The organism is Pseudomonas sp. UFMG81 (assembly GCF_015354575.1).
In the GTDB taxonomy this organism is placed as follows: domain Bacteria; phylum Pseudomonadota; class Gammaproteobacteria; order Pseudomonadales; family Pseudomonadaceae; genus Aquipseudomonas.
On the sequence record NZ_JACAFQ010000029.1, the window covers coordinates 44,457 to 69,006 of the forward strand.

The following is a 24,550-nucleotide window of genomic DNA, read 5'->3' on the forward strand; positions in this document are numbered from 1 at the left end:
TGAGGCGAGAGGCTCTGGTGTTCCTGGTGGTGGGGAGCCTGACGGTGCTGGTCGATTTCCTGAGCTATCGCGGTCTGGCCAGCGCTGGGTGGTTGCCTGTCGACTGGGCAAAAGGTGTCGGTTTTCTGGTGGGCACCGTGTTCGCCTACTTTGCCAACCGCTTCTGGACGTTCAATGCCAAGGTGCCCGCGCAGGGTAGTGTGGGGCGATTCGTGTGCCTGTATGCCTGCACCCTGTTGGCAAACATAGCCATCAACCGCCTCGCGCTGTCGACGCTGGGGGGCATCGTTCCGCTCGCCTTCGTCCTGGCGACAGGGGTATCGGCAGTGCTCAACTTCCTGGGCATGAAGTTCTTTGTCTTCAAGACAAGTAGTCCCGAGGGGGCGCTATGAGATTCTCGCTGGTCATTCCTTGCTACAACGAAGCGGCCAACCTTCCCTTGCTGCTGGAGCGCTGCAAGGCGCTGGGGGCCACGCCCGGGGTAGAAGTCATCCTGGTCGACAACGGCTCATCCGACAACACGCCCGAGGTGCTGAGCACACTGCTGCCGGCCTATCCGGGCTGTCGGAGCATTCGCGTGGAGCAGAACCAGGGCTATGGCTTCGGTATTCTCAGTGGGCTGCGCGCAGCCAAGGGTGAAATGCTCGGCTGGACCCACGCCGACATGCAGACCGACCCGCAAGATGCCCTGCTGGGCCTCGCGCTGGTGGAGCGGCATGGCCAGCACGTGTTCATCAAAGGGCGTCGCCATGGACGGCCATTGGCGGACACGTTGTTCACCATTGGCATGAGTGTCTTCGAAACGGTGTTGCTGCGCCAACCGCTCTGGGATATCAACGCGCAGCCCACGCTGTTCAGCCGGCGCTTCTTCGAAACCTGGGAGACGCCCCCGCATGATTTCTCCCTGGACCTGTATGCCTATTACCTGGCCCGGCAGCAGAAATACGCTGTGCATCGTTTCCCCGTTCATTTCGGTGAGCGGGCCCACGGGGTGTCTCACTGGAATGTCAATTGGGCCGCCAAACGCAAGTTTATCGCACGTACAGTCGATTTCAGTCTGAAACTTCGAAGGACGCTGAAGCCATGAAGATTATCGCTCACAGAAGGAACACGCTCCCTGAGCTTGATGCTACGGACCGCCGTTATGGTGTCGAAGTGGATATCCGCAGTTTCGGGAACAAACTGGTTATTCACCATGACCCCTTCATCGACGGTGTTTCCTTTGAAGAGTGGCTTGGCAATTACCAGCACCAGACGCTTATCCTCAACGTCAAGGAAGAAGGGCTGGAGGCCCGCCTCATCGAACTGATGAAGGCAAGCCACATCCAGGATTACTTCTTCCTCGACCAGTCCTTCCCGTTCCTCGTCAAGTGGGCGCGACTGGGTGAACGCAACTGTGCCGTGCGGGTCTCGGAGTTCGAATCCATCGAGACGGCATTGTCCCTCGCCGGCAAGGTCGACTGGGTGTGGGTCGACTGCTTCACGCATTTCCCACTGCAGCGCGAAGATGCGCAGCGGCTGAAGGCTGCCGGCTTCCGTCTGTGCCTGGTCTCTCCCGAACTGCAGGGCCGTGATGCCGAACTTGAGATCCCGCAGATGGCCAGGCTGCTGGTCGAGCGAGGTATCCAGATGGACGCGGTTTGCACCAAACGTGCCGATCTGTGGGAAGGGTTGGTTGCCCAACCATGAAACAGCTGCTTTGCAATCCTCTATTCATCGTTGGGCTGGTACTTCGTTGCACCCTGATATTCCTGGTCTCTGCCCCGGCGGTGCTGGAGTGGTATGCCCCCTTCATGGCGGTGACCACCGAGCCGTTCACGCTGTTGCCCTGGACCGCCTGGCTGTCGGCTGAAGGATCGATCATCGCGTTCCCCTACGGCTACGTGATGTGGCTGTTCCTCTTGCCGCTGACCGCGCTGTGCAAATTGCTTGGCGCCCCATTGGCCATTGGTTACGGGATCAGCCTGCTGATTGCCGACCTGGCGCTGTTTGCGCTGTTGCAGCGGTTCCTGCCAGACCGAAGGCAACTGCTGTTGTTCGCCTACTGGCTGTCACCGCTGGTCATCGTGCCCACGTATGTGATGGGGCTCAATGATGTAGTGCCCGTTGCGCTGCTGACACTGTCGTTGCATCTGCTGCGCAAGTTGCAAATGCAGTACGCGGGCATGGCCCTGGTGGCTGCCATTTCAGCGAAGCTCAGCATGTTGATGGCGCTGCCGTTTTTCGTCATCTATCTGCTGCACAACCGCTCGATTCGGCAACTCCTGCCAGCGTTCGTGAAGGGCGGCGCCATCGCGGTGCTGGTGTTGATCGTCCCCTTTGTGCTCTGCGTCGACGGGCCGCGGATGCTGTTCGACAATCCCGAGATGGCCAAGGTCTATTCGCTGGCGTTCGACCTGGGTAATCGGGTGTCGATCTATGTCGTGCCGCTGGTCTACCTGATCACCCTGTATGCCGCCTGGCGCGTGCGACGGCTCAACTACGACCTCTTCAGCAGCATCCTGGGGCTGGTGTTCCTGTTGATCGTACTGGCAACCCCCGCCTCGCCTGGCTGGTTCCTGTGGGCCGTGCCATTCCTGGTGCAGTACCAGGCCAGGAGCGACCGGACGGCCATTTTCCTCACCAGCCTGTTCGCAGGTGTTTTTGCGCTAGGCACGCTACTGGATGCCGCCCAGGTTCTGCTGCCTGAAAATTGGCAGCTGCTGCTGGTCGAGTGGCAGGGTGGGGTCGGCATGGCGCATCACATCACCTCGCTTCTGAACACAGCACTCGTTGCCATCGGCATCATCCTCGCCATACGGATTGCGCGGGAAACCATCCAGCGCAATGACTACTTCCGCTTGAGCCGGCGCCCGTTTGTGATTGGTATCGCAGGCGACTCGGGGGCGGGCAAGGACACCTTCTCCGATGCCGTCAAGCATCTGTTCGGGCAACACTCCGTGGCGACGATTTCGGGGGACGATTATCACCGCTGGGATCGGCACAAGCCGATGTGGCAAGTGATGACGCATTTGAATCCGGTGGCCAATGACCTGGAGGGCTTCTCCCGCGATCTGCTGGCGCTGGCGGATGGCAAGACCATTCATTCGCGGCATTACGACCATTCAACGGGAAAGATGAGCCGGCCCTGTCACATCAAGAGCAATGACTTTGTCATTGCCAGTGGCTTGCACGCTCTGCATATACCCATCCTCAGGGACTGTTACAACCTGAGCATCTACCTGGATATAGACGAGGGGCTGCGGCGTCATTTCAAGCTGGAGCGTGATGTCAAACAGCGTGGGCATAGCCCCGAGAGCGTGCAGCGCTCATTTGAGCGAAGAGCCCCGGACTCGGCCAGTTTCATTCGCCCACAAGCACGCCACGCAGACATCGTGTTGTCCCTGCAACCGATTCATCCGCGCATGCTGGAATCGGTCGATGAACAGCACCCGTTGCGTTTCAAGCTCGTGGTGAGCTCGCGCCATGGCTTCAATGAAATGCTGTTGACGCGTGTCCTGGTGGGGGTCTGTGGGCTGCACGTGGATTATTCCGTGCGTAATCAGGCTGCCGCCACCGAGCTGGTGATCGAGGGTGAGACCTCGGCTGACGACATGGCGATGGCCGCAAAACTGGTGTGCCCGCGGGTGCTCGAGTTTCTGGATATCAAACCTGAATGGCAGGACGGCATGATTGGTGTCATGCAATTGATCACCCTCGCGCATATCAACCAGGCGCTTACCAAACGGTTCATGTGATGAAAATCTACCAAAACGCGCGCTTCGATCGACTTCCGGATGCCATCCTCTTCGATACCGACAACACGCTGTATCACTACGACCCCGCGCATGAAGCAGCACAGCATGCGGTGAGGGAGAAAGTGGTCGATGCGTTCTCGATCACCCGCGAAGAGTTTGACACTGCCTTCAAGGAAGCGCGCCGACAGGTCAAGGAGCGGTTGAAGCACACCGCGTCCTCCCACAGCCGCCTGCTGTACCTTCAGCGCATGCTGGAGATCCTTGGGCTTGGCTCGCAGGTGTTGCTGGCATTGGATTTCGAACAAACGTACTGGCGTACGTTCCTGTCCAACGCCACGCTGTTCGACGGGGTCAAGGATGTGCTGGACGACCTGCGCCTGCTGGGGGTCCCTACGGCTATCGTTACCGATCTCACCGCCCAGATTCAGTTTCGGAAGGTCGTTTACTTTGGGCTGGACCACTACTTCGACTACATCGTGACCAGTGAAGAGGCCGGTTTCGATAAGCCGCACGCGGCGCCGTTTCAGATCGCACTGGAAAAAATGCGCCCCAAGGGCGAGCGCATCTGGATGATTGGTGACAACCCGGTCAACGACATCCAGGGTGGCAGGCAGAAGATCAATGCGGTCACGCTGCAGAAGGTTCACGCCGGCGTCGAGCTGGGCACAGGCGAGAATGCCCCGGATGCGTCATTCAGCAGTTTCAATGACCTGCGCAAGCTGATTGCGAAAATGGGGGAGCTGCGGTGATGTCGGAGCCATGTGCAGTCGCGGATGAAGTCCGTGAGTACAGTGCGAAGCTCGGCGCTCAGCCCCTGCTCGTGCAGGGGGCCGGCGGCAACGTTTCCTGGAAGGATGGCGAAGTCCTGTGGGTGAAAGCTTCCGGTACCTGGCTGGCAGATGCGCTGAACCAGCCCATCTTTGTCTCCGTTGACTTGCACCAGCTGCGCAAGGGACTGGCGGTGCAAGATTTCGGTATCAAGCCTGTCGTGCTGGATGACGCAGGCCTGAGGCCATCGATAGAAACCCTGCTGCACGCGCTCATGCCGCAACGCATTGTTGTGCATGTGCATGCAATTGATGTGCTTGCGCACCTGGTCAGGGCAGATTTCCCCACGTCACTCAATCACGCGTCGTTGCCGGGGATGACATGGGCGGCTGTTGGCTATTACAAGCCCGGTGCCGCGCTCGCCCAGGCGGTAGCCGAGGCGTTGGCCAGTACGCCGGATGCCAATGTGGTGTTTCTCCAAAGCCATGGCGTGGTCGTGGCTGGCGATACGGTGGCGGAAATAGCTGCCATCCTCGAGACACTGACAAACAAGTTGAGCACTGTCCCGAGGCCAGTACTTCCGTTGGGCCTTATGGAGCACTTGCCCCTGAGTGATGCAAGGGGCAATTGGAAACCGGCCAGTGACCCCCTGCTGCATCAGTTGTCCATTGACCCGGTGCTGTTCAGGCGGACGCAGCAAGACTGGGCGCTTTATCCCGACCATGTCGTGTTCCTGGGGCCGAGTGCCGTTACGATCGATACCCCCGCTGCGATAGGCAGCCTCAGCGGGCTGCCAGAAATTCTATTCATTCGCGGCGTCGGTACTTTTGTGGCACCAGGTTTCAACGCGGCCAAACAAGCCCAACTGCGTTGCTACTACGATGTGGTCACCAGGCAGGCAGCTGACGAGTCCCTGAGGGGGCTCGAAGAGCAAGAAATCTGCGAACTGCTGGATTGGGATGCTGAACGCTATCGCCAGCAGCTGGCTAAATAATCAATAACTGCTCTGGGTAGATGTGATGTCTGAAAAGTGTCTGCGGCGCTATAGCCGATTGTGCTATCTGCTGGTCGCGCTGGTAGTCGTGTTCTTGTTTGTCGAAAACTTTGTGTTCTCCAGCGGTTTCGACATCCTGGGCTTTCGGGCTTATGACGATGTAGGCTTTCAGGCAAGCCTGCGGCGCATGCACCTGCTGCTGCAGGCTCGAGACTGGTCGGGGTTTCTCCTGCTGAATGACTATGCCTATGGATGGGTCTACTGGGCCTTCATGGCGCTGATCACGTATCCCTTCTTCCTGCTTGAGCAAAGTTATTCCCTGGTTTGGCCGTTGATTGTGATTCCTCGGCAGGTTTCGTTGGTGTTCGCGGTCCTCAGCATGTGGGTGATGCACACATTGCTCAGGCGGTTTGATGTGCCCAGGTGGGCGTGTGCCAGTGCGGTCCTGATTTTCATATTGTTTCCGTCGCTCGGCTACTTTTCACTGCGCTTCGGCACGGTCAACGCCGTTACATTCTTCTCGCTGCTCACCCTGTCCTGCGCATTCACCCAGGCCAAGCTGACCCCTGCTGGAGGGGTGCGGGTGGCATTGAGTCTCGCAATCGCGGGCGCAATAAAACTCAGTGGCCTGCTCATTGCGCCGCTCATTGCGGCGTTGGTGTTACGGCGCATCGAAAGACGGCGAGCGTTAGCGACAATCGTGCCTGCCGCGGTGATTTTTTGTGTGGCATTGGTTGTCCTGACCAATCCGTCATTCTTGTGGATACCCAGCGAGCCTCACTATTGGACCGACTATATCGGGCAGTTGCAGAAGTTCTTGGAAGTCACACGGGTGCCTTCAGGGCCTGCTAATCCCCTGGCCCGATTCTATTCTGGCGTCTTCGTGACCTTTGGAGGGATGCTGGCGATGGGCACACTGGCGGTTGGCTGGTACTTTGCTGTACGCGCAGACCGTTCAAGGCGTTTTGACATGCTGGCCGTACTCGCGCTTTTCATCCTGGCCGCTGGCTACCTGGTCATTTCCGTGAAAAACGTAGGCAGTGTGGGCTCCTACTTCACTGGTGTGTCCTTCGTGCTGCTGCTTGGGGTCATAGGCTATGCCCGAGTCAATAGGGGCATCTACGTACTTGGGGCGGTGATTGTGCTCCTGGCTGCACAGCAGGTGTACATGGTTCATTCTTCACTTCGCAAGGCGGAGGAAGGAACCAGTCACGCCAGCTTCTTTGTAAAGCGCATCACGGTCCAGTCCGATACCGCGCTTGCGCGTGCGGTAAAGCATTGCATTGAAGAGCACAGTGCCGGTGCTCCGGTCGGGCAAATCTTCATGGATTTCACATTGCCGATGTTCATGAATAGTCTTAGTGATCCGCAGACCTGTGTTTCGTTGGCCTGGAACAATTTGTCTCCGGCAGGTAAGTACTGTGGGCGTCCGATTGACTTTATGGTGCTGGATACCGAGAAGGCTGTCGGCGCCTTGCCGGATGATAAGTTCAATGAAAAAGTCAGTATGACCAACGGCGCCACGGCGCAAGCCTATCGACAGGATCGGCATTATCGGCAACAGATTCTCCAGGGCGGCGAGTTCGATGGCCGTCAGTTCACACTGGTCTGCGATATTGGGCGCGCACGCGTACTCAAGGCTGTCGCTCAGTGAGCGGGGCAGCCAGATGCTTGGCTCATCTGCTGGGGCGCGCGCCCGAACAGGCAAGGAAGATGCATTGCACCTTGCTGTTTGAGCGTGTGACGTTGCTCTATTGCTGAACGCCGCTGCTTGATCAATTGCTGTTGAACGATGCTGGCATATTGACGCCAAATATCTTGGCTTCGTCAGGCGCAACTGGTAGCGTGCGCGCCACAACGCACAGGGGGTGTGCGCAGGTCATCACAGGGAGCAGCACATGACAGCCGCCAGTACCGTCATTACCGGCATCGAACTCGAGCAATTGCTGGACCGCCTCGACGGCGTCCTCCAGGACCACGGCGCGGCCGCGCTGCTGGAGCAGCTCAAGGCCACGCCGCTGCACGCCGACTCGATCGGCTCGATCGAGCGCCTGCATGTGCTGTGGGTCAACGCCGGTGACCTGCACGCAGCCACCCGCGTGCTCGAGCTGGACGGCCAACACCTGCTCGAACACTGCGACCCCGCCGCCCGCGCCGAACTGAGCATGTGCCTGCTGCTCAAGCGCCTGCGCCTGGCCAACTACTGCGACGACGAGCCACTGCTGGAGCAACTGCTCGACGAAGCCCAGGCCATGGCCCAGGTCGCGCCCGACTACGACGTCGAGCACTACCGCCGCGCGGCTATCTTCGAGCAGCTCGAACAGCGTTCCCTGGCGCTGGCGCTCAAGGCCATCGATGCCCGCCACGCCCTGACCCTGCTCAACCCCGGGCGTGCCACCCTGCGTGCCTGGGACCAGGCTGACCGCGCCTGCCGCCGGGCCTGGGCGCTGCATAACCACGACCAGCAGGCCGAGGCCCGCGAAGTCGCCCTCGAAGCCGTGGCCGCGCTGCGCCAGGCCGGCCCGGACCAGGACATCGACCAGGGCGACTGGATCTGGCTGGGCAATGGCCTGATTACGCTGATCCCACTGCGCCTGGCCATGTTCGAGCAACCGGTGATGGCGCTGATCGCCGACCTGTCGCAGCCCCAGCGCCGCGAGTGGGAAGTGCGCCTGGCGCGCCTCGCCGCCCGGGCCCTGCACGCCCAGGGCGACCTGCCGGGCGCGCTGCGCATACTGCCGGCCGCGGCCATTGCCCTGGACAGCGATGGCGACAACAGCTTCATCGCCTACGAACTGCCCTGGCTGGTCGAGGCGGGCGAAATCGAACGGGCAGGGCGGCGAGCCTTCCACGAGATCTATGACTTGCGCGCGGCCGCCGCGCCCGTCGCCGCCAGGGTGGTGGCCGAGCGCCTGCTCGCCCAGGACCCGAGCGTCTGGTGGCCACTGTGCGTGATGCGCGCCTGCGACAGTGAAGAAGTGCTGGAGCACTTCCTCGAGTGCCTGCCAGGCCTCGACGAGGCGCCAGCGGGGAAGGGCGCGCTGCTCGAGGCGCTGTACGACGACGGCGAACAGCCCGAGCGGCTCGCGCGTCTGTACGCCCTGGCCCTGGCCGACGCCCAGCGCATCGCCCCGCGCCACCCCTGGATCCTGCGCCTGCAAGCCGTGCGCGATCGTCAGATCGGGCGCATCGACGCGGCCACCGAACTGGCCCTGCTGCAGGAAGCCTTCGCCAGCGGTCAGCTGGACGACCACCGCAGCAGCTATGCCCTGATGCATGCCACGGCCGATGCCCAGGGCCTGTTCGCGGCCTTGCACCTGCCAGCGTTCACCCTGGCCAGCGGCTACGACTACTACAACCACAGCGGCAAGCTGTCGGGGCTGGTCGAACGTTTCATCGAAACCCTGGCCCCCGAGCAGCAGGCCGAAGCCCGGCACTTGAGCGAGAGGGTCCAGCGCGAGGGTTATGAGCGCGGCCAGGCATGCCTGGAGCGCTACTTCGCCACAGGCCACGGCCACCGTGGCGACGGCTGCGCGCACCTGTACTCGATGCTGTGCAACAACCTGGCGATCAACTACCGCTACCTTGAGGGCCATGAGCGCGTCGAGGCGTCCATCGAGCTGCACCAGCGCGGCATCGACGCCAGCCCCTTCGCCGAGCACTACAATGGCCTGCTCAACGCCCAGCTCGCCCTCGACGACCACGCCGCGGTGTGCCAGGCGGCGGAAGCACTGTGGCACTTCGTCCTCGCCCATGGCTACGGCCGTCACGACCCGGACGAATACATCGGCAAGGTCGCCCGGGCGTTGTATTTCCTCGACCGCGACCACGAGATCACCATCTGGCTGCAACGCCTGCTCGACTGGCAGGCCGAGCAGGACATCACCGACCAGCAAGTCGACTACGACGGCCTGCGCTGCCGGATGAAAGTGGCCCTGCACCTGGCCCCCACCCAGCCCGACGCCGCGCTGGCGCTGTGGCAGCGTTACGAGGCGATCATCGTTGGGCACAACGACACGCTGCTGACCTGGGATGCCGGTGATCTGTTCAAGAACCTCGGCCGCAAGGATGAAGCCATCGCCCGCTACACCGCGGCACTGGCCCTGTGCGCCGGCAGCGAGGCGCCCCACGACGTGGCCAACGCCGCCACCCTGCGCGAGATCATCGACGAGATGCAGCAGGTGCCGGTGCAGGCGCCCGCGCCCGCAGCCAAGCGCTGGTGGCAAGTGTGGAAATGATCGCCACCCCGCGCGCCGGCGCCTATGCGCCGCGCAACCTGCTCAACGCCGAAGCGCTCAAGCGCCGCCTGGAGCAACGCAGCCAGGCCAGGGGCGACGACGCAGCGGTGCGCAGCTGGTTGCTCAACCATTTCTACCGCCAGCTGGTCGGCAACTTCGAGCCAGTGCAACGGGTGCACAGCCTCGAGCAGGCCGCGACCTTGTTGCAAGGGCAGGCGGTGCCGGCCTGGGTCGGCCGTCACCTGGAGCAGGCGGCCAAGGCGGACGGTGCGGTGACGCTCGCCTGGCTCGACCCGGAACACCCGGCGGTGCTGGAGCAGGAAGCGATGCTGGTGGAGTTCCTCGGCTCGCGCAAAGGCACGGCGCTGGACGGCAAGCTCGAACGCATCAATTGCCCGCAGGCCCTGGCGCTGTGGCACCAGGAACACGCGCGCATGGCCGCGCGCCAGGCCCAAGGCTGGCGCCAGAGCCGGCCGGAGGCGGTGCGCCGGGTGGTCGAGTGCGACGAGCACGCGCTGGTCGAGCTGCTCCCGGACGGCCCGCACCTGCGTGAGGAAATGGCCTTCGAAAGCTACGTGATGCGCCACTGCCTCGGCCAGTTCGCCGACCGTCGTGCCCTGCACGGTGGCTACGGCGAAAGCTACGCCGAGGCCGTGGAGGCCGGGCGCATGCGCATCTTCAGCCTGCGCGACGGCCAGGGCCAGCCGCACATCACCATCAGCCTGCTGGTCATGGCCGACGGCAGCCTGCGTCTCGACCAGCTCAAGGGCAAGCAGAACCGCCCGCCGGTGGCCCGCTACCTGGACGACGTGCTCACCTGCCTGAACGCGCTGGGCACCGACCGGCAAACACCCGCAGACTGCCTGGCCATCGGCGTGGTGCGCTGCGACGCAGGCTGGTGCCGGCTGGAAGCGGTGACCGACCCCAGCACCCAGGCACGGCTGATCGCCCAGCACCCGCAGTTGTTCGACCGTTTCGCCGCGCCCTCGGCGCTGGTGGAGTGGCTGGTGGCGGCGCGTCAGCCCGAGCAGTTGCGTGCCACGCCGCCGCGTGCCGCCACGCTGCGCTACGCCTTGCGCCACCTGCTCGGCCAGCCCGCACACGACGGCCCGGCCTACGCCACCGAAGGCGTGACCTGGCCCGGCATGACCGCGGCCATGGCCGCTGGCATCGATGACTGGCTATCCACCCACCGCTGAGGCAATTCGCGATGTTGATCTTCCTGGGCATGCTGGTCGCCACCTGGCTCCTTGCACGTTGGTTGCGCCCACGCGCACCGGATTTCGAGCTGTTCAGCCCCCGCAAGCACCTTGCGCTGGCGCTGGCGAGCCCCATGGCCGAAGCCATGCAGGTGGACGGCTTCTACAACAAGCACTGCATGAACTTCACGCAAAGTGCGCAAGATTTCCTGCGCATCCCCTTGCTGCACATCGCCGGCCTGCAAGGCAGTGCCAGCGACGAAGAAATCCAGCGTTACTTTGCCACCGACTTCGAGCGCCAGTGGTTCCGCCTCGACCTGCTCAACCTGCAACCGACCGACGACCCGCGCGCCTCGCTGGCTTTCGCCTGCCTGCGCTGCGCATTCCTCGTGCGCTGCGCCATGTTGCTGGGTTGGCTGGCGCCCGATATTGGCTGGCGCGTGCTGTTGCTCAACGCCCAGCGCGCCCAGGACTGTTTCGACGGCTGGGCGGATTTTGGCGCGGCGTACCTTGCCGGTCGTCGGCAATGGGTGGGTGCATTCCGCGCCGATTCCCTGGGCCTGTTCGACGAACAGCGGCTTCAGGCCTTGCTGACGGACGAGGGGCGTTGGGTTGGATTGCCATGGCGCGAAGTGCCTGCATTGAGTCCGGAAGTTCAGCCTGCGTGAACGCATGTTTCAGTTTGCAAGCTGTGGGTGTTTTCGATGTAGGAAATCGCTGTAAAGCCATTCAAGCAGTTGAATTCTGGGGCCATCACTGATTATTGTCGCGGCCCTTCAATGAAGTCTGGTTTCGGCCATAACATGTGCTGTTACTTATGTGTGTGAAAATTAAGTTAAAGCGACGGCGCATTATTTCGTGCACTCAGCCAACAACTTTCCCAACGGGGTCAGGGTATACATGATCGCCATCAGGGAAACCCCTAGAGCCCCGATCATCCAGCGTTTGCTATCCATTTGAGTGGTTGCAAAGCGTTATTGATGGCATTAGGCTATTCAACCGTTTGATCGACTGCCCGCCGGATTGTGGGCTGAATCAATAGAACTTCCCCATCGACACATCCTGAACGTCAGTTCCAGGAACGATGCCGAGGTTCTAACTGTGAGATATGGATGTCCTACTCTTCGAAACTGGCCGCGCGCTATCTTGAACTTGGCAAGAATGCTGTCTCCCCCGGGTCTTTCGGCGGTGAAGACGTGCGTTTCTCCACCGAGTTCGAAGCCCTCGAAAACGAGCTGACCCGCGCCCAGTCGATCCACGCCAGCGGCCAGGTGGACTGGCTGAAAATCCTCGAGAACAGTGAAGCGCTGCTGCGCGACCAGTCCAAGGATCTGCGCGTAGCCTCCTGGTTCACCTGGGCCCTGTTCCAGCGCGAATCCTACGCCGGCCTGCTGGCCGGTATCAGCGTGCTGCGCGAGCTGTGCGAGCACCACTGGGACGATGTCCACCCCGCCAAGCCTCGCACCCGTTCCGCCGCCATCGGCTGGCTGGTGCCGCGCCTCGAACAGGCGCTGGGCGCCGACATCGCCATCAAGGAACAACTGCCGCTGTTCCAGCAGATGGTCGAGCAATTGCTCGGCCTGGAGACTGCCCTGTCCGCCCGCCTGGGTGACGACGCGCCACTGCTGCTGCCCATCTGCCGCGCACTCAAGGGCCAGGTCCAGCGCTCCGCCGACAACGAGCCGCAACCCGGCGCGGTCGGTGCCATCGTCGCCCAGGTCAAGCAGGCCGCCACCCAGCTGTTCACCCCCGGCGAGCCGGTGGAAAACGAAAAGGACGCCATCAAGGCCCTGCGCGCCCAGCAAGAGCAAGGCCGGCAGCTGTGCGTATGGTGGCAGCGGCAGAAAGCCACCGACCTGCGCGCCCTGCGCCTGAACCGCACGCTGCTGTGGCTGCCCATCGAAGCGATGCCCGAGCGCAACGCCGAGAACGTCACCGCCCTGCGCGGCCTGCCCGCCGACAAACTCAAGAGCTACAAGGACCGCTTCGAGCAGGGCAACTACGCCGATCTGCTGGTGGAGCTGGAAAACAGCGTGGCCAAGGCGCCGTTCTGGTTCGATGGCCAGCGCCTGGTGTGGGAGTGCTGCCAGGCCCTGAACGTCGACGCCGGCATGCGCGAGGTGGAGATGAACTTCGCCTCGCTGTTGCAGCGCCTGCCCAGCGTCATTGAACTCAAGTTCCACGACGGCACCCCGTTCGCCGACCCCGAGACCCGCGCCTGGGTCGCCGCCCAGGTCACCCCCCACCTGCAAACCGCCGTGGCCCAGCCCGTGGCCGAGCCCGGCGAGCGCCAGGCGCCCTGGGAAGAAGCCCTGGAGGCGAGCCTGCCGATCCTGCGCAAGGACGGCCTCAAGAGCGCGGTACAACACCTCAAGCAGCAGATGCAGGGCGCCCACGGTGGGCGCGAGCGCTTTTTCTGGCAACTGAGCCAGGCGCGCCTCTGCTACACGGCCAAGAAATACGAACTGGCCAAGACCCAACTGGAAGCCCTCGACCAGCAGCTGTGCCAATCCGGCCTGGACGCCTGGGAGCCCGACCTGTCGCTGCAGGTGCTGCACCTGCTGCATACCTGTTGCGAACTGCTGCCGCAGAACCATGTGGTGCGCGAACGCAAGGACGAGATCTATCGCCGGCTGTGCCACCTCGATCTCGAAGTCGTACTCGAATAGGCCCAAGGGCCATAACCCTCAAGGAGAAAACCAATGGCCAAAGAAGGCTCGGTAGCCCCCAAGGAACGCATCAACGTCACCTTCAAACCCGCCACCGGCGGAGCTCAGGAAGAGATTGAACTGCCGTTGAAACTACTGGCGATCGGTGACTACACCCTGCGCGCCGACGATCGCAAGATCGAAGACCGCAAGCCGATCAGCATCGACAAGATGAACTTCGACGAAGTGCTGGCCAAGCAGGAACTGAGCATGACCCTGGCCGTGCCGAACCGTCTGCAGGAAGGCGCCGAAGGCGACGAGCTGGCGGTGAGCCTGCGCGTCAACACCATGAAGGACTTCAACCCGGCCAGTCTGGTCGAGCAAGTCCCGGAGCTGAAGAAGCTGATGGAGCTGCGTGAAGCCCTGGTCGCCCTGAAAGGCCCGTTGGGCAACGCCCCGGCCTTCCGCAAGGCCATCGAGGGTGTGCTGGCCGACAACGAGTCCCGCGAGCGCGTGCTCGGCGAACTGGGCCTGAACGCCCAGCCGGACGCCTGATCCCCCTAGCCAAGGAAGCCTAATTGCCATGAGCACCGCCGCACAGCAACAGAGCGCCGAGAACAGCGAATTCAGCATTCTCGACAGCATCATCGCCGAAACCCGCCTGACCCCGGACGACGAAGCCTACGACATCGCCAAGCGCGGCGTGTCGGCCTTCATCGAAGAACTGCTCAAGCCGCAGAACGACGGTGAGCCGGTCAAGAAGGCGCTGGTCGACCGCATGATCGCCGAGATCGATGCCAAGCTCAGCCGCCAGATGGACGAGATCCTCCACCACCCGGACTTCCAATCGATGGAGTCCGCCTGGCGCGGCCTGCAACTGCTGGTCGACCGCACCAACTTCCGCGAAAACATCAAGATCGAGATCCTCAACGTCTCCAAGCAAGACCTGCTGGACGACTTCGAAGACTCGCCGGAAGTGATGCAGGCTGGCCTGTACAAGCACATCTACACCGCTGAATACGGCCAGTTCGGTGGCCAGCCGGTGGGCGCGGTCATCGCCAACTACTTCATGTCGCCGAGCTCGCCAGACGTCAAGCTGATGCAGTACGTCTCCAGCGTCGCCTGCATGTCCCACGCGCCGTTCATCGCCGCCGCCGGCCCGAAATTCTTCGGCCTCGAAAGCTTCACCGGTCTGCCGGACCTGAAGGACCTGAAGGATCACTTCGAAGGCCCGCAGTTCACCAAGTGGCAGAGCTTCCGCGAGTCCGAGGACGCGCGCTACATCGGCCTGACCGTACCGCGCTTCCTGCTGCGCAACCCGTACGATCCGGAAGAGAACCCGGTCAAGTCGTTCGTCTACAAAGAGAACGTCGCCAACAGCCACGAGCACTACCTGTGGGGTAACACCTCGTACGCCTTCGGCACCAAGCTCACCGACAGCTTCGCCAAGTTCCGCTGGTGCCCGAACATCATCGGCCCGCAAAGCGGTGGCGCGGTGGAAGACCTGCCGCTGCACCACTTCGAGAGCATGGGCGAGATCGAGACCAAGATCCCGACCGAAGTGCTGGTGTCCGACCGTCGCGAGTACGAGCTGGCCGAAGAGGGCTTCATTGCCCTGACCATGCGTAAAGGCAGCGACAACGCGGCGTTCTTCTCGGCCAACTCGGCGCAGAAACCGAAGTTCTTCGGCATCAGCGCAGAAGGCAAGACTGCCGAGCTGAACTACAAGCTGGGCACCCAGCTGCCGTACATGATGATCGTCAACCGCCTGGCCCACTACATCAAGGTCCTGCAGCGCGAGCAGCTGGGCTCCTGGAAGGAACGCACCGACCTGGAGCTGGAACTGAACAAGTGGATCCGCCAGTACGTGGCCGACCAGGAAAACCCGAGCGCCGAAGTGCGTGGCCGCCGTCCGCTGCGCGCCGCCCAGGTAATCGTCAGCGACGTGGAAGGTGAGCCGGGCTGGTACCGCGTGAGCCTGAACGTGCGTCCGCACTTCAAGTACATGGGCGCCGACTTCACCCTGTCGCTGGTCGGCAAGCTGGACAAGGAGTAAGCGACGATGGGCAATGGCTACGGAAGCCTGTTCGAGCGCCTGAGCGGCGAAGCCGACCTGCGCGCCAACTGGCGGCGTGAAGACGCCGCGATGGCTTCCGTGGCCGCCCATCTAGCCAAGATGCTCAGCACCCGGGCCGGCAGCGTGCAGACGCTCGCCGACTACGGGCTGCCCGACCTCAACGACATGCGCCTGAGCCTGCACGACGCGCTCAGCCAGGCCCGCCGGGCCATCGAGTACTTCATCGAAGCCTACGAACCGCGCATGTCCGATGTCCGGGTGGTGTCCCGCCCGCGTGATCACGATCAGCTCAAGCTGGCTTTCAGCATCGAAGGCCAGCTTGAGGTGGACGGTATCAAGCGCCAAGTCAGTTTTGCCGCGCGCCTGGATGGCAGCGGGCAAGTCCGAGTCAGTCAAGGAGACTAGCGATGCCACGGCGCGCATAGCCTGAGATTTCCCCAACCCTTGCGCGGCAAGCGCCCGGCCCAGTAGCCGGCCCGGCCACGCGCATGCGCAGTACCGGCCACAGCGGTACCCGAGAGCAGAATTCAGGCGGAACGACGGATGTCCTTCAATTACTACTACCAAAGCGAGCTGACGGCGCTGCGCCAGCTGGGGCGGCGTTTTGCCGAACGCAGCCCGGCGCTGGCGCCGTACCTCGGCCAGGCCGGGCGCGACCCGGACGTCGAGCGCCTGCTCGAAGGTTTCGCCTTCCTCACCGGCCGCCTGCGGCAGAAGCTCGACGACGAGTTGCCCGAGCTGACCCACTCGCTGATGCACCTGCTGTGGCCCAACTACATGCGCCCGTTGCCGGCCTTCAGCATCCTGCAGTTCGACCCCCTGCGCCAGGCCGGCCCGGCCCTGCGGGTGGAGCGCGACACCCCGGTGGAAGGGCGGCCGATCGATGGCGTGAGCTGCCGTTTTCGCACCTGCTACCCCACCGACGTGCTGCCCCTGCGCCTGAGCGCGCTGAACTACTCGCTCAACGGCCAGGGCGCGCTACTCAGCCTGCGCCTGGACATGAACTGCGACGGCAACCTCGGTGACGTCAAGCTCAGCAAGCTGCGCCTGCACCTGGCCGGCGAGCGCTACATCAGCCAGATGCTCTACCTGAGCCTGCTGCGCAGCCTGGCCGGCATCGAGCTGATGCCGCTGGACAGCCACGGCAAACCGATGCTCAACGCCAAGGGCGAGCCGCTGCTGCTGCGCGCCCCGGCAGCCAAGGTGCACCCGGTGGGCTTCGCCGAAGAAGAAGCGCTGATCCCGTACCCGCTGAACACCTTCCGCGGCTACCGCTTCCTCCAGGAGTACTTCGCTTTTCAGGACAAGTTCCTGTTCGTCGACGTGACCGGCCTGGACGTGCTGCAGAGCCTGCCCGAAGAAACCCTCAAGCAGGTGCACGGCCTGGAGCTGCGCTTCGACATTCGCAAGGGCGAGGCCCAGCGCCTGCGCCCGACCCTGGACAACGTCAAGCTGTACTGCACGCCAATCGCCAACCTGTTCAAGCACGACGCCCTGCCGATCCGCCTGGACGGCAAGCAGGACGAATACCTGCTGCTGGCGGCCGAGCTCGACCCCGAGCATTGCGGGGTGTTCTCGGTCGACAGCGTGACCGGCTGGAGCCCGGGCGGCCTGGGCTACCAGAACTACGTGCCGTTCGAGTCGTTCGAGCACGACGCCAGCTTCGACGTGCCGGAGAACCGCCCGCACTACAGCATCCGCCAGCGCTCCTCGCTGCTGCACGACGGCCTCGACACCTACCTGAGCTTCGGCGTGCACCAGGCCGAGACCCACGAGACCCTGTCGATCGAGCTGACCTGCACCAACCAGAACCTGCCGCGGCGCCTGAAGCTCGGCGACATCTGCTTGCTCAGCGAAGAGACCCCGGAGTTCCTCACCTTCCGCAACATCACCCCGGTCACCGCCAGCTACGCGCCGCCGCTGAACCGCGACTTCCTGTGGAAGCTGATCAGCAACATGTCGCTGAACTACCTGTCGCTGGCCGACGTCGACGCGCTCAAGGTGATCCTCGAAACCTACGACCTGCCGCGCTACTACGACCAGCACGCGGAAAAGGTCAGCCGCCGCCTGCTCGGCGGGCTCAAGGCGATCCGCCACCAGCACGTCGACCGCCTGCACCGGGGCCTGCCGCTGCGCGGCCTGCGCACGGAACTGACGATCGACCCAGAGGGCTACATCGGCGAGGGCGACCTGTTCGTCTTCGCCTCGGTGCTCAATGAATTCTTCGCGCTCTACGCCAGCCTCAACTCGTACCACGAGTTGCGGGTGAAAAGCACACAGGGGGAGGTGTACCAATGGACACCACGCATGGGCCTGCAACCGCTGCTGTAAGCCGGCTGAGCCGGAGCATCCGCGAGTACTCGCTGTTCCAGGCCGTGCTGCTGGTGATGGAACAGCTGCGCGAGGCCTACCCGTACCTGGAAGACGAGGAGCTGTACGACCTGGTCGAGTTCCAGGCCAACCCCAGCCTGGGTTTCCCCGGCAGCGACGTCGACCGCATCGAGTTCTTCCACGAGCACGGCCAGCTGCGCGCGCGCATGCGCTTCAACCTGATCGGCCTGGTCGGCTCCAGCTCGCCGCTGCCAGCTTTCTATGGTGAACAGGCGCTGGGCGACAACGAGGACGGCAACCCGACGCGGATGTTCCTCGACCTGTTCCACCACCGCCTGCAACGCCTGCTGCTGCCGATCTGGCGCAAGTACCGCTACCGCGCCAGTTTCGAGAGCGGCGCGCTGGACGGTTTCTCGTCGCACCTGTTCGCCCTGATCGGCCTGGGCGGCGACCAGATCCGCCAGGCCAAGGAACTGAACTGGAAACGCCTGCTGCCGTACCTGGGCGTACTGAGCCTGCGCGCCCACTCGGCGGCGCTGATCGAAGCCGTGCTGCGTTACTACTTCAAGCACGCCGACCTGGTCATCGAGCAATGCCTGGAGCGGCGCGTCGACATCCTCGAAGAACAGTGCAACCGCCTGGGGCTGGCCAACAGCCTGCTGGGCGAGGACGCGGTACTCGGCGAGCGCGTGCGCGACCGCAGCGGCAAGTTCCGCATCCACATCACCCAGCTGGACTGGCAACGCTTTCACGAATTCCTGCCGATCGGTTTCGGCTACCAGCCGCTGTGCGCGCTGACCCGCTTCACCCTGCGCGACCCGCTGGACTACGACATCCGCCTGGAGCTGCGCCGTGAAGAGATCCGCGAGCTGCGCATCGGCGAACAGAACGTCTGCCACCTGGGTTGGACCAGCTGGCTGGGTCGCGAGCGCGCCGATGGCGTGGTGACCCTGGGAAGCAAAATTCATTAAGGACCAATGGCCATGATCAACGTAGACCTGCAACAACTCGTCCAGGCCCTGGACGCCGACAGCCGCCGCGACCTGGAACGCTCCGCCGAGCGCTGCGTCGCTCGCGGCGGCAGCAAGATCCTCATCGAGGACCTGCTGCTGGGCCTGCTCGAGCGCCCCGACAGCCTGTTGCAGCGCGCGCTGCAGGATGCGGCGATCGACACCGGCGAATTCAGCGCCGCGCTGCAACCGAACGTCGAGCACAGCGCCACCCGCAACCCGGTGTTCGCCCCGGAGCTGGTGCAGTGGTTGCAGGACGCGTTGCTGGTTTCCAACCTCGAACTGGGCCAGAGCCAGGTCGACCAGGCCGCGCTGATCCTCGGCCTGCTGCGCAACCCGCTGCGCTACGCCGGCAGCCGCTACCACAAGCTGCTTGGCGGCCTGGATATCGAGCGCCTCAAGGGCTACGCCCTGGCCCAGCAACCCGCCGCACCCAAGGCCGGCGGCGCGCCCCAGGGCGAGTCGATGTTGCAGCGCTTCACCCACAACCTCACCCAGCAAGCCCGTGACGGCAAGCTCGACCCGGTGCTGTGCCGCGACGCGTCGATCCGCCAGATGATCGATATCCTCGCCCGCCGCCGCAAGAACAACCCCATCGTGGTCGGCGAGGCCGGCGTGGGCAAGACCGCCGTGGTCGAAGGCCTGGCCGCACGCATCGTCGCCGGCGAAGTACCACCAGCCCTGCAAGGGGTCGACCTGCTGGCGCTGGACATGGGCCTGTTGCAGGCCGGCGCCAGCGTCAAGGGCGAGTTCGAGCGCCGCCTCAAGGGCGTGATCGACGAGGTCAAGGCCGCGCCGCGCCCGGTGATCCTGTTCATCGACGAAGCCCACACCCTGATAGGTGCCGGCGGCAACGCCGGTGGCTCCGACGCCGCCAACCTGCTCAAGCCGGCGCTGGCCCGTGGCGAGCTGCGCACCATCGCCGCCACCACCTGGGCCGAGTACAAGAAGTACTTCGAGAAAGACCCGGCCCTGGCCCGTCGCTTCCAGCCGGTGCAACTGCTCGAACCCACCGTGGGCGAGGCGGTGACCATCCTGCGTGGCCTGGCCCAACTCTACGAGAAGAGCCACGGCATCTACCTGCGCGACGACGCCGTGGTCGCCGCCGCCGAACTGTCGGCGCGCTACCTGACCGGCCGGCAGCTGCCGGACAAGGCCGTCGACGTGCTCGACACCGCCTGCGCCCGGGTGCGCATCAGCCTGGCCGCCGCCCCCGACAGCCTGGAACGCCTGCGCGCCGAACTGGCCGAGGGCGAGCGCCAGCGCAACGCCCTGCGCCGCGACGCCGAAGCAGGCCTGGCCATCGACCAGGAAGCCTTCGAGCAACTGGAGCAGCGCCTGGCCGAAGCCCACGACCAGGAGATCGAACTGGCTGCCCGCTGGGCCCGTCAGCGTGAGCTGGCCGAGCAGGTGCTGGAACTGCGCCAGCAGGTCGCCAACGCCGCCGTCGCAGCGGCCGCGCCAGCCGAAGGCGAGGAGGGTGAGCCAGTCGTCGAAGGCGAAAGCCGCGAGCAGCTGCAACAACGCCTGGCCGAGACCCACCAGGCCCTGCTCGACGCCCAGGCCGAAGAGCGCCTGGTCAGCGCCGAAGTGTGCCCGCGCCTGGTGGCCGAGGTGATCAGCGCCTGGACCGGCGTGCCGCTGAGCCAGCTGGCCCGCGAGCACAACGCCAAGGTGATCACCTTCGCCGACGACCTGCGTGCCCGCATCCGCGGCCAGGAGCAGGCCGTGCACGCGCTCAACCGCTCGATGCGCGCCACCGCCGCTGGCCTGAACAAACCCGACGCACCGGTGGGCGTGTTCCTGCTGGTTGGCCCCAGCGGCGTCGGCAAGACCGAGACCGCGCTGGCGCTGGCCGACCTGCTGTACGGCGGCGACCGCTTCATCACCACCATCAACATGTCCGAGTTCCAGGAGAAGCACACCGTCTCGCGCCTGATTGGCGCGCCGCCCGGCTACGTCGGTTACGGCGAAGGCGGCATGCTCACCGAGGCGGTGCGCCAGAAGCCGTATTCGGTGGTGCTGCTGGACGAGGTGGAGAAGGCCGACCCGGATGTGCTCAACCTGTTCTACCAGATCTTCGACAAGGGCGTGGCCAACGACGGTGAAGGCCGCCAGATCGACTTCCGCAACACGCTGATCCTGATGACCTCCAACCTGGCCAGCGACCAGATCAGCGCCCTGTGCGAAAACGGCGAGCGCCCCGACGCCGAGCTGCTCGAACAGCACATCCGCCCGGCGCTCAGCCGCCACTTCAAGCCAGCACTGCTGGCGCGCATGCGCGTGGTGCCGTACTACCCGGTGGGCGGCCCGGTGCTGCGCGAGCTGATCGAAATCAAGCTGGGCCGCCTGGGCGAGCGCCTGCAACGCCGGCAACTGGCGTTCAGCCACTGCCAGGCGCTGGTCGACCACCTGGCCGAGCGTTGCAGCCAGAGCGAAGCCGGCGCGCGCCTGATCGACCACCTGATCGACACCCACGTGTTGCCCAAGGTGGCCGACCGCCTGCTCGACGCCATGGCCAGCGGCGAGGCGATCAGCCGCGTGCACGCCACCCTCGACGCGGATGCCGGCGTGATCTGCGAGTTCGCCTGAGGTGGGGGTGATGTTCACGCACGTGCCCCAACCGCTGGCCTACGCCGAGGCGCTGCTTGGCACCTTCGGCGAGCTGGCGCGGGCGCCGGACGAGCAGGGCCTGCTGCAAGCGCTGGTGCCAGCCGTGGCCCAGCTTTGCGGCTGCCCGCTGGTGCAGCTGTACCTGCTCGACCCGACCCACACCCGGCTCGGGCTCGAAGCCGCCTCGCTCGACGGCCGGTTGCTGGCGCGCGACTGCGCCAGCCTGCCGGCCGACTACAACGGCGAGCAGCTGTTGCAGTTCGCCCTGTGCCAGAACCGCGTGGTGAACATCACCGACCTCTCCGCCAGCCTGTTCGACACCAGCTTCCTGCCCAGCCAGGCCACGCCCTGGCAGGCGCTGCTGGCGGTGCCCCTGCTGACCGCGCAACAGCGGGTGGCCGGGGTGCTGCTGTGCGTGAACCGTGTGCGCGGCGGGCTCGAGGCGTTCGCTGATTCCCTCGGCCAGCTCGGCAGCTTCGCCATGGGCCAACTGCAACTACTGCGCCGCCTGCACCAGCCCGGGCCACAGCCCCAGGCACCCGGTCGCGCCCCGGTGGCCGCCAGCAGCTATGGCTTGATCGGCCAGAGCCCGGCCATGCGCCAGACCTGCCAGATGATCAGCAAGGTGCTGCACAGCCCCTACACCGTGCTGCTGCGCGGCGAGACCGGCACCGGCAAGGAACTGGTGGCCCGCGCCATCCACGAGTACGGCCCGCGCCGCTCCGGCGCGCTGGTGGTGCAGAACTGCGCGGCCTTCCCCGAGAGCCTGCTGGAGAGCGAACTGTTCGGCTACCGCAAGGGCGCCTTTACTGGCGCCGACCGCGACCGCCCGGGCCTGTTCGACGCCGCCGACGGCGGCACCCTGCTGCTCGACGAGATCGGCGACATGCCCCTGGCCTTGCAGGCCAAGCTGCTGCGCGTGCTGCAAGAGGGCGAGATCCGCCCGCTGGGCGCCAACGTCACGCACAAGATCGACGTGCGCATCATCGCCGCCACCCACCGCGACCTGGCGCAGATGGTCGCCGACGGCCTGTTCCGCGAAGACCTCTACTACCGCCTGGCGCAGTTCCCCATCGAGCTGCCGCCACTGCGCCAGCGCGCCGGCGATGTGATCACCCTGGCCCGGCACTTCTGCGACAAGGCCTGTGCCTTCCTCCAGCGCAGCCCGGTGGGCTGGACCCAGGCCGCCCTCGACCACCTCGACGGCTACGCCTTCCCCGGCAACGTGCGCGAGCTCAAGGGCCTGGTGGAACGTGCGGTGCTGCTGTGCGAAGGCGACGCGCTGGAGGTGGGTCACTTCTCCTTGAACCTGGCCGAACCGCCGCCCGAAGACAGCGAGCTGAACCTGCGCGAGCGCCTGGAAAAGGTCGAGCGCAGCCTGCTGCTCGACTGCCTGCGCAAGCACGACGGCAACCAGACCCTGGCCGCCCGCGAACTCGGGCTGCCACGGCGCACCCTGCTGTACCGGCTGGGGCGCCTGAACATCCAGATCGGCGATTGCGAGGGCTGACCGGCATGACCCCGACACCTATTCCCCTTACCCCAGGCGCACCCGTAACGGTGCCTGCCTCATCCGCACATGGAGCCGCTCCCATGCTTCACCGTTACTACCGGGCCACCTTGCTGGCCCTGGTCACCGCGTTCGCCCTGGCCGGTTGCGCAGGCAACTACAAGTTCGACGACGACAGCTACCGCCCCCTGGGAGACCCCCAGGCCCTCAACCGTGACAACTGAGCGCAAGGAGCCCTGACCATGGAACTGGTTTTCGAACTGCTCGACAAACGCCAGCACGGCCGCACCGACGCGCCGAACAAGACCTTCGGCCGCGCCGGCGGCGAAATCGGCCGGGCCAAGGATTGCCACTGGTGCATCGAGGACGACAAGCGCCACCTGTCCAGCCACCACGCCCAGATCACCTACCAGAACGGCGCGTTCTTCATCACCGACACCAGCAGCAACGGCATCCGCCTGGCCAGCAGCGGCGCGCAGTTGCGCAAGGGCGAGTTGCACCGCATCGAGCAGGGCGCGGTGTACCGCATGGGTGACATCGAAGTGCGCGCCCGGCTGATCGACAGCGAGGCCGGCTTCGACGTCGGCCTGGGCATGCCCGGTGGCAACCTTATCCCCGACGACGCCTTCCTCGAACTCGACCCCATCAGCGCCCTGGACCACGAAGAGACGCGCCTGCAACCGATGGACGAGCTGGCCGCCCTGGCCATGCCCGAGCCGCCGGCGCGCCAGCGTGCCGACTACGCGCAGATCGACCAGGAAAGCCTGATCGTGCCCACCCTGGTGCCCGCCGTGGCGCCGGAGCCTGCGCCCGCGCCGGTCCCGCGCGAACGCCGTGACGACGCCTTCTGGAAGCGCTTCGGCGCCGCCCTGGGCGTGGACCTCGACAACCTCGACGAACAGGCCCGCGAAGACCTCGCGGTGCAGGCCGCCGGGCTGCTGCGCCACAGCGTCGCCGGGCTGCAACAGAGCCTGCGCACCCGCAGCGAACTGAAGAACGAACTGCGCCTGTCGCTGACCACCCCGCAAAGCGCCAGCCGCAACCCGATCAAGGCACCGCTGGAAGCCGACCAGGTGCTCGGCGACCTGCTCAAGCCGCGCCGTGGCGGCCAGCTGTCCGCCGAGCAGGCGGTGGCCCAGGCCTTCCGCGACCTGCAGGCGCACCAGGTGGCCATGCTCGGCGCCAGCCGCCAGGCCCTGCGCAGCACCCTGGAGCACTTCGCCCCGGAGCAGCTGGCGCTGCAATTCGAACGCCAGGGCCGCCGTGGTCTGTTCGGCAGCCGCTGGAAAGCCTACGTGCGCTACCACCAGGCCCTGGTCGGTAACGAAGACTGGAGCGAGCGCCTGCTGACCAAGGACTTCGCCCGCACCTACGAAGAGCAGGTCCGCCTGATCGCTTCGCTCAATCACGACCCGCAAGGATAAC

20 protein-coding genes are annotated in these 24,550 nt (G+C 64.5%); all 20 read left to right on the plus strand.

Going from position 1 to position 24,550, the window contains the following annotated elements; genetic code table 11:
- Positions 1–17: 17 nt before the first annotated feature.
- The 20 genes from IX761_RS19750 (at position 18) to tagH (ending at position 24,549) form a co-directional block, all read left to right on the plus strand.
- Entirely contained in the window at positions 18–392 is a 375-nt protein-coding gene (locus IX761_RS19750) for a GtrA family protein (RefSeq protein ID WP_194791197.1), read from the plus strand.
- Positions 389–1,087: a glycosyltransferase family 2 protein gene (locus IX761_RS19755; RefSeq protein ID WP_194791198.1), complete on the plus strand. Its 699-nt coding sequence runs from the start codon at positions 389–391 to the stop codon at positions 1,085–1,087. The genes IX761_RS19750 and IX761_RS19755 overlap by 4 nt, the downstream gene beginning before the upstream one ends.
- Positions 1,084–1,689, plus strand: coding sequence for a phosphatidylinositol-specific phospholipase C/glycerophosphodiester phosphodiesterase family protein (locus tag IX761_RS19760; protein WP_194791199.1), 606 nt, complete (start codon positions 1,084–1,086; stop codon positions 1,687–1,689). The genes IX761_RS19755 and IX761_RS19760 overlap by 4 nt, the downstream gene beginning before the upstream one ends.
- Positions 1,686–3,737, plus strand: coding sequence for a uridine kinase (locus IX761_RS19765; RefSeq protein WP_194791200.1), 2,052 nt, complete (start codon positions 1,686–1,688; stop codon positions 3,735–3,737). Before IX761_RS19760 ends, IX761_RS19765 begins: the two co-directional genes overlap by 4 nt.
- Entirely contained in the window at positions 3,737–4,486 is a 750-nt protein-coding gene (locus tag IX761_RS19770) for an HAD family hydrolase (protein WP_194791201.1), read from the plus strand. The genes IX761_RS19765 and IX761_RS19770 overlap by 1 nt, the downstream gene beginning before the upstream one ends.
- The gene (locus tag IX761_RS19775; protein WP_194791202.1) at positions 4,486–5,499 is read left to right on the plus strand and encodes a class II aldolase/adducin family protein; all 1,014 of its coding nucleotides are present in this window, start codon (positions 4,486–4,488) and stop codon (positions 5,497–5,499) included. The genes IX761_RS19770 and IX761_RS19775 overlap by 1 nt, the downstream gene beginning before the upstream one ends.
- 25 nt (positions 5,500–5,524) lie before the next feature.
- Positions 5,525–7,153, plus strand: a complete 1,629-nt coding sequence (locus IX761_RS19780) for a hypothetical protein (RefSeq protein WP_194791203.1) — start codon at positions 5,525–5,527, stop codon at positions 7,151–7,153.
- A 244-nt stretch (positions 7,154–7,397) separates the two neighbouring features.
- The gene (locus IX761_RS19785) at positions 7,398–9,737 is read left to right on the plus strand and encodes a hypothetical protein (RefSeq protein ID WP_194791204.1); all 2,340 of its coding nucleotides are present in this window, start codon (positions 7,398–7,400) and stop codon (positions 9,735–9,737) included.
- On the plus strand, positions 9,734–10,936 hold the full coding sequence (locus IX761_RS19790; protein WP_228533751.1) for a PcfJ domain-containing protein: 1,203 nt from the start codon (positions 9,734–9,736) through the stop codon (positions 10,934–10,936). The genes IX761_RS19785 and IX761_RS19790 overlap by 4 nt, the downstream gene beginning before the upstream one ends.
- Positions 10,937–10,947: 11 nt before the next feature.
- A complete protein-coding gene (locus tag IX761_RS19795) occupies positions 10,948–11,604 on the plus strand; it encodes a DUF1266 domain-containing protein (RefSeq protein ID WP_194791206.1) in 657 nt (218 codons plus the stop codon).
- 444 nt (positions 11,605–12,048) lie between these two features.
- Positions 12,049–13,605, plus strand: coding sequence for a type VI secretion system protein TssA (gene tssA, locus IX761_RS19800; RefSeq protein WP_194791207.1), 1,557 nt, complete (start codon positions 12,049–12,051; stop codon positions 13,603–13,605).
- 33 nt (positions 13,606–13,638) lie between these two features.
- A complete protein-coding gene (tssB, locus tag IX761_RS19805) occupies positions 13,639–14,139 on the plus strand; it encodes a type VI secretion system contractile sheath small subunit (protein WP_110996291.1) in 501 nt (166 codons plus the stop codon).
- 28 nt (positions 14,140–14,167) lie between these two features.
- Positions 14,168–15,640 carry a type VI secretion system contractile sheath large subunit gene (tssC, locus tag IX761_RS19810; RefSeq protein ID WP_194791208.1) on the plus strand — a complete coding sequence of 491 codons (1,473 nt, stop codon included), beginning with the start codon at positions 14,168–14,170 and terminating at the stop codon, positions 15,638–15,640.
- 6 nt (positions 15,641–15,646) lie between these two features.
- Entirely contained in the window at positions 15,647–16,066 is a 420-nt protein-coding gene (tssE, locus tag IX761_RS19815) for a type VI secretion system baseplate subunit TssE (RefSeq protein ID WP_194791209.1), read from the plus strand.
- A 138-nt stretch (positions 16,067–16,204) separates the two neighbouring features.
- A complete protein-coding gene (gene tssF, locus IX761_RS19820) occupies positions 16,205–17,992 on the plus strand; it encodes a type VI secretion system baseplate subunit TssF (protein WP_194791210.1) in 1,788 nt (595 codons plus the stop codon).
- Positions 17,956–18,963: a type VI secretion system baseplate subunit TssG gene (tssG, locus tag IX761_RS19825; RefSeq protein ID WP_194791211.1), complete on the plus strand. Its 1,008-nt coding sequence runs from the start codon at positions 17,956–17,958 to the stop codon at positions 18,961–18,963. Before tssF ends, tssG begins: the two co-directional genes overlap by 37 nt.
- A gap of 6 nt (positions 18,964–18,969) precedes the next feature.
- A complete protein-coding gene (tssH, locus tag IX761_RS19830) occupies positions 18,970–21,594 on the plus strand; it encodes a type VI secretion system ATPase TssH (protein ID WP_194791212.1) in 2,625 nt (874 codons plus the stop codon).
- Positions 21,595–21,604: 10 nt separating this feature from the next.
- The gene (locus tag IX761_RS19835; protein WP_194791213.1) at positions 21,605–23,125 is read left to right on the plus strand and encodes a sigma 54-interacting transcriptional regulator; all 1,521 of its coding nucleotides are present in this window, start codon (positions 21,605–21,607) and stop codon (positions 23,123–23,125) included.
- Positions 23,126–23,208: 83 nt separating this feature from the next.
- Positions 23,209–23,349 (plus strand): type VI secretion protein, encoded by a 141-nt coding sequence (locus tag IX761_RS19840; RefSeq protein WP_194791214.1) that lies wholly within the window; start codon positions 23,209–23,211, stop codon positions 23,347–23,349.
- An 18-nt stretch (positions 23,350–23,367) separates the two neighbouring features.
- Positions 23,368–24,549 (plus strand): type VI secretion system-associated FHA domain protein TagH, encoded by a 1,182-nt coding sequence (gene tagH / locus IX761_RS19845; protein ID WP_194791215.1) that lies wholly within the window; start codon positions 23,368–23,370, stop codon positions 24,547–24,549.
- Position 24,550 lies beyond the last annotated feature (1 nt).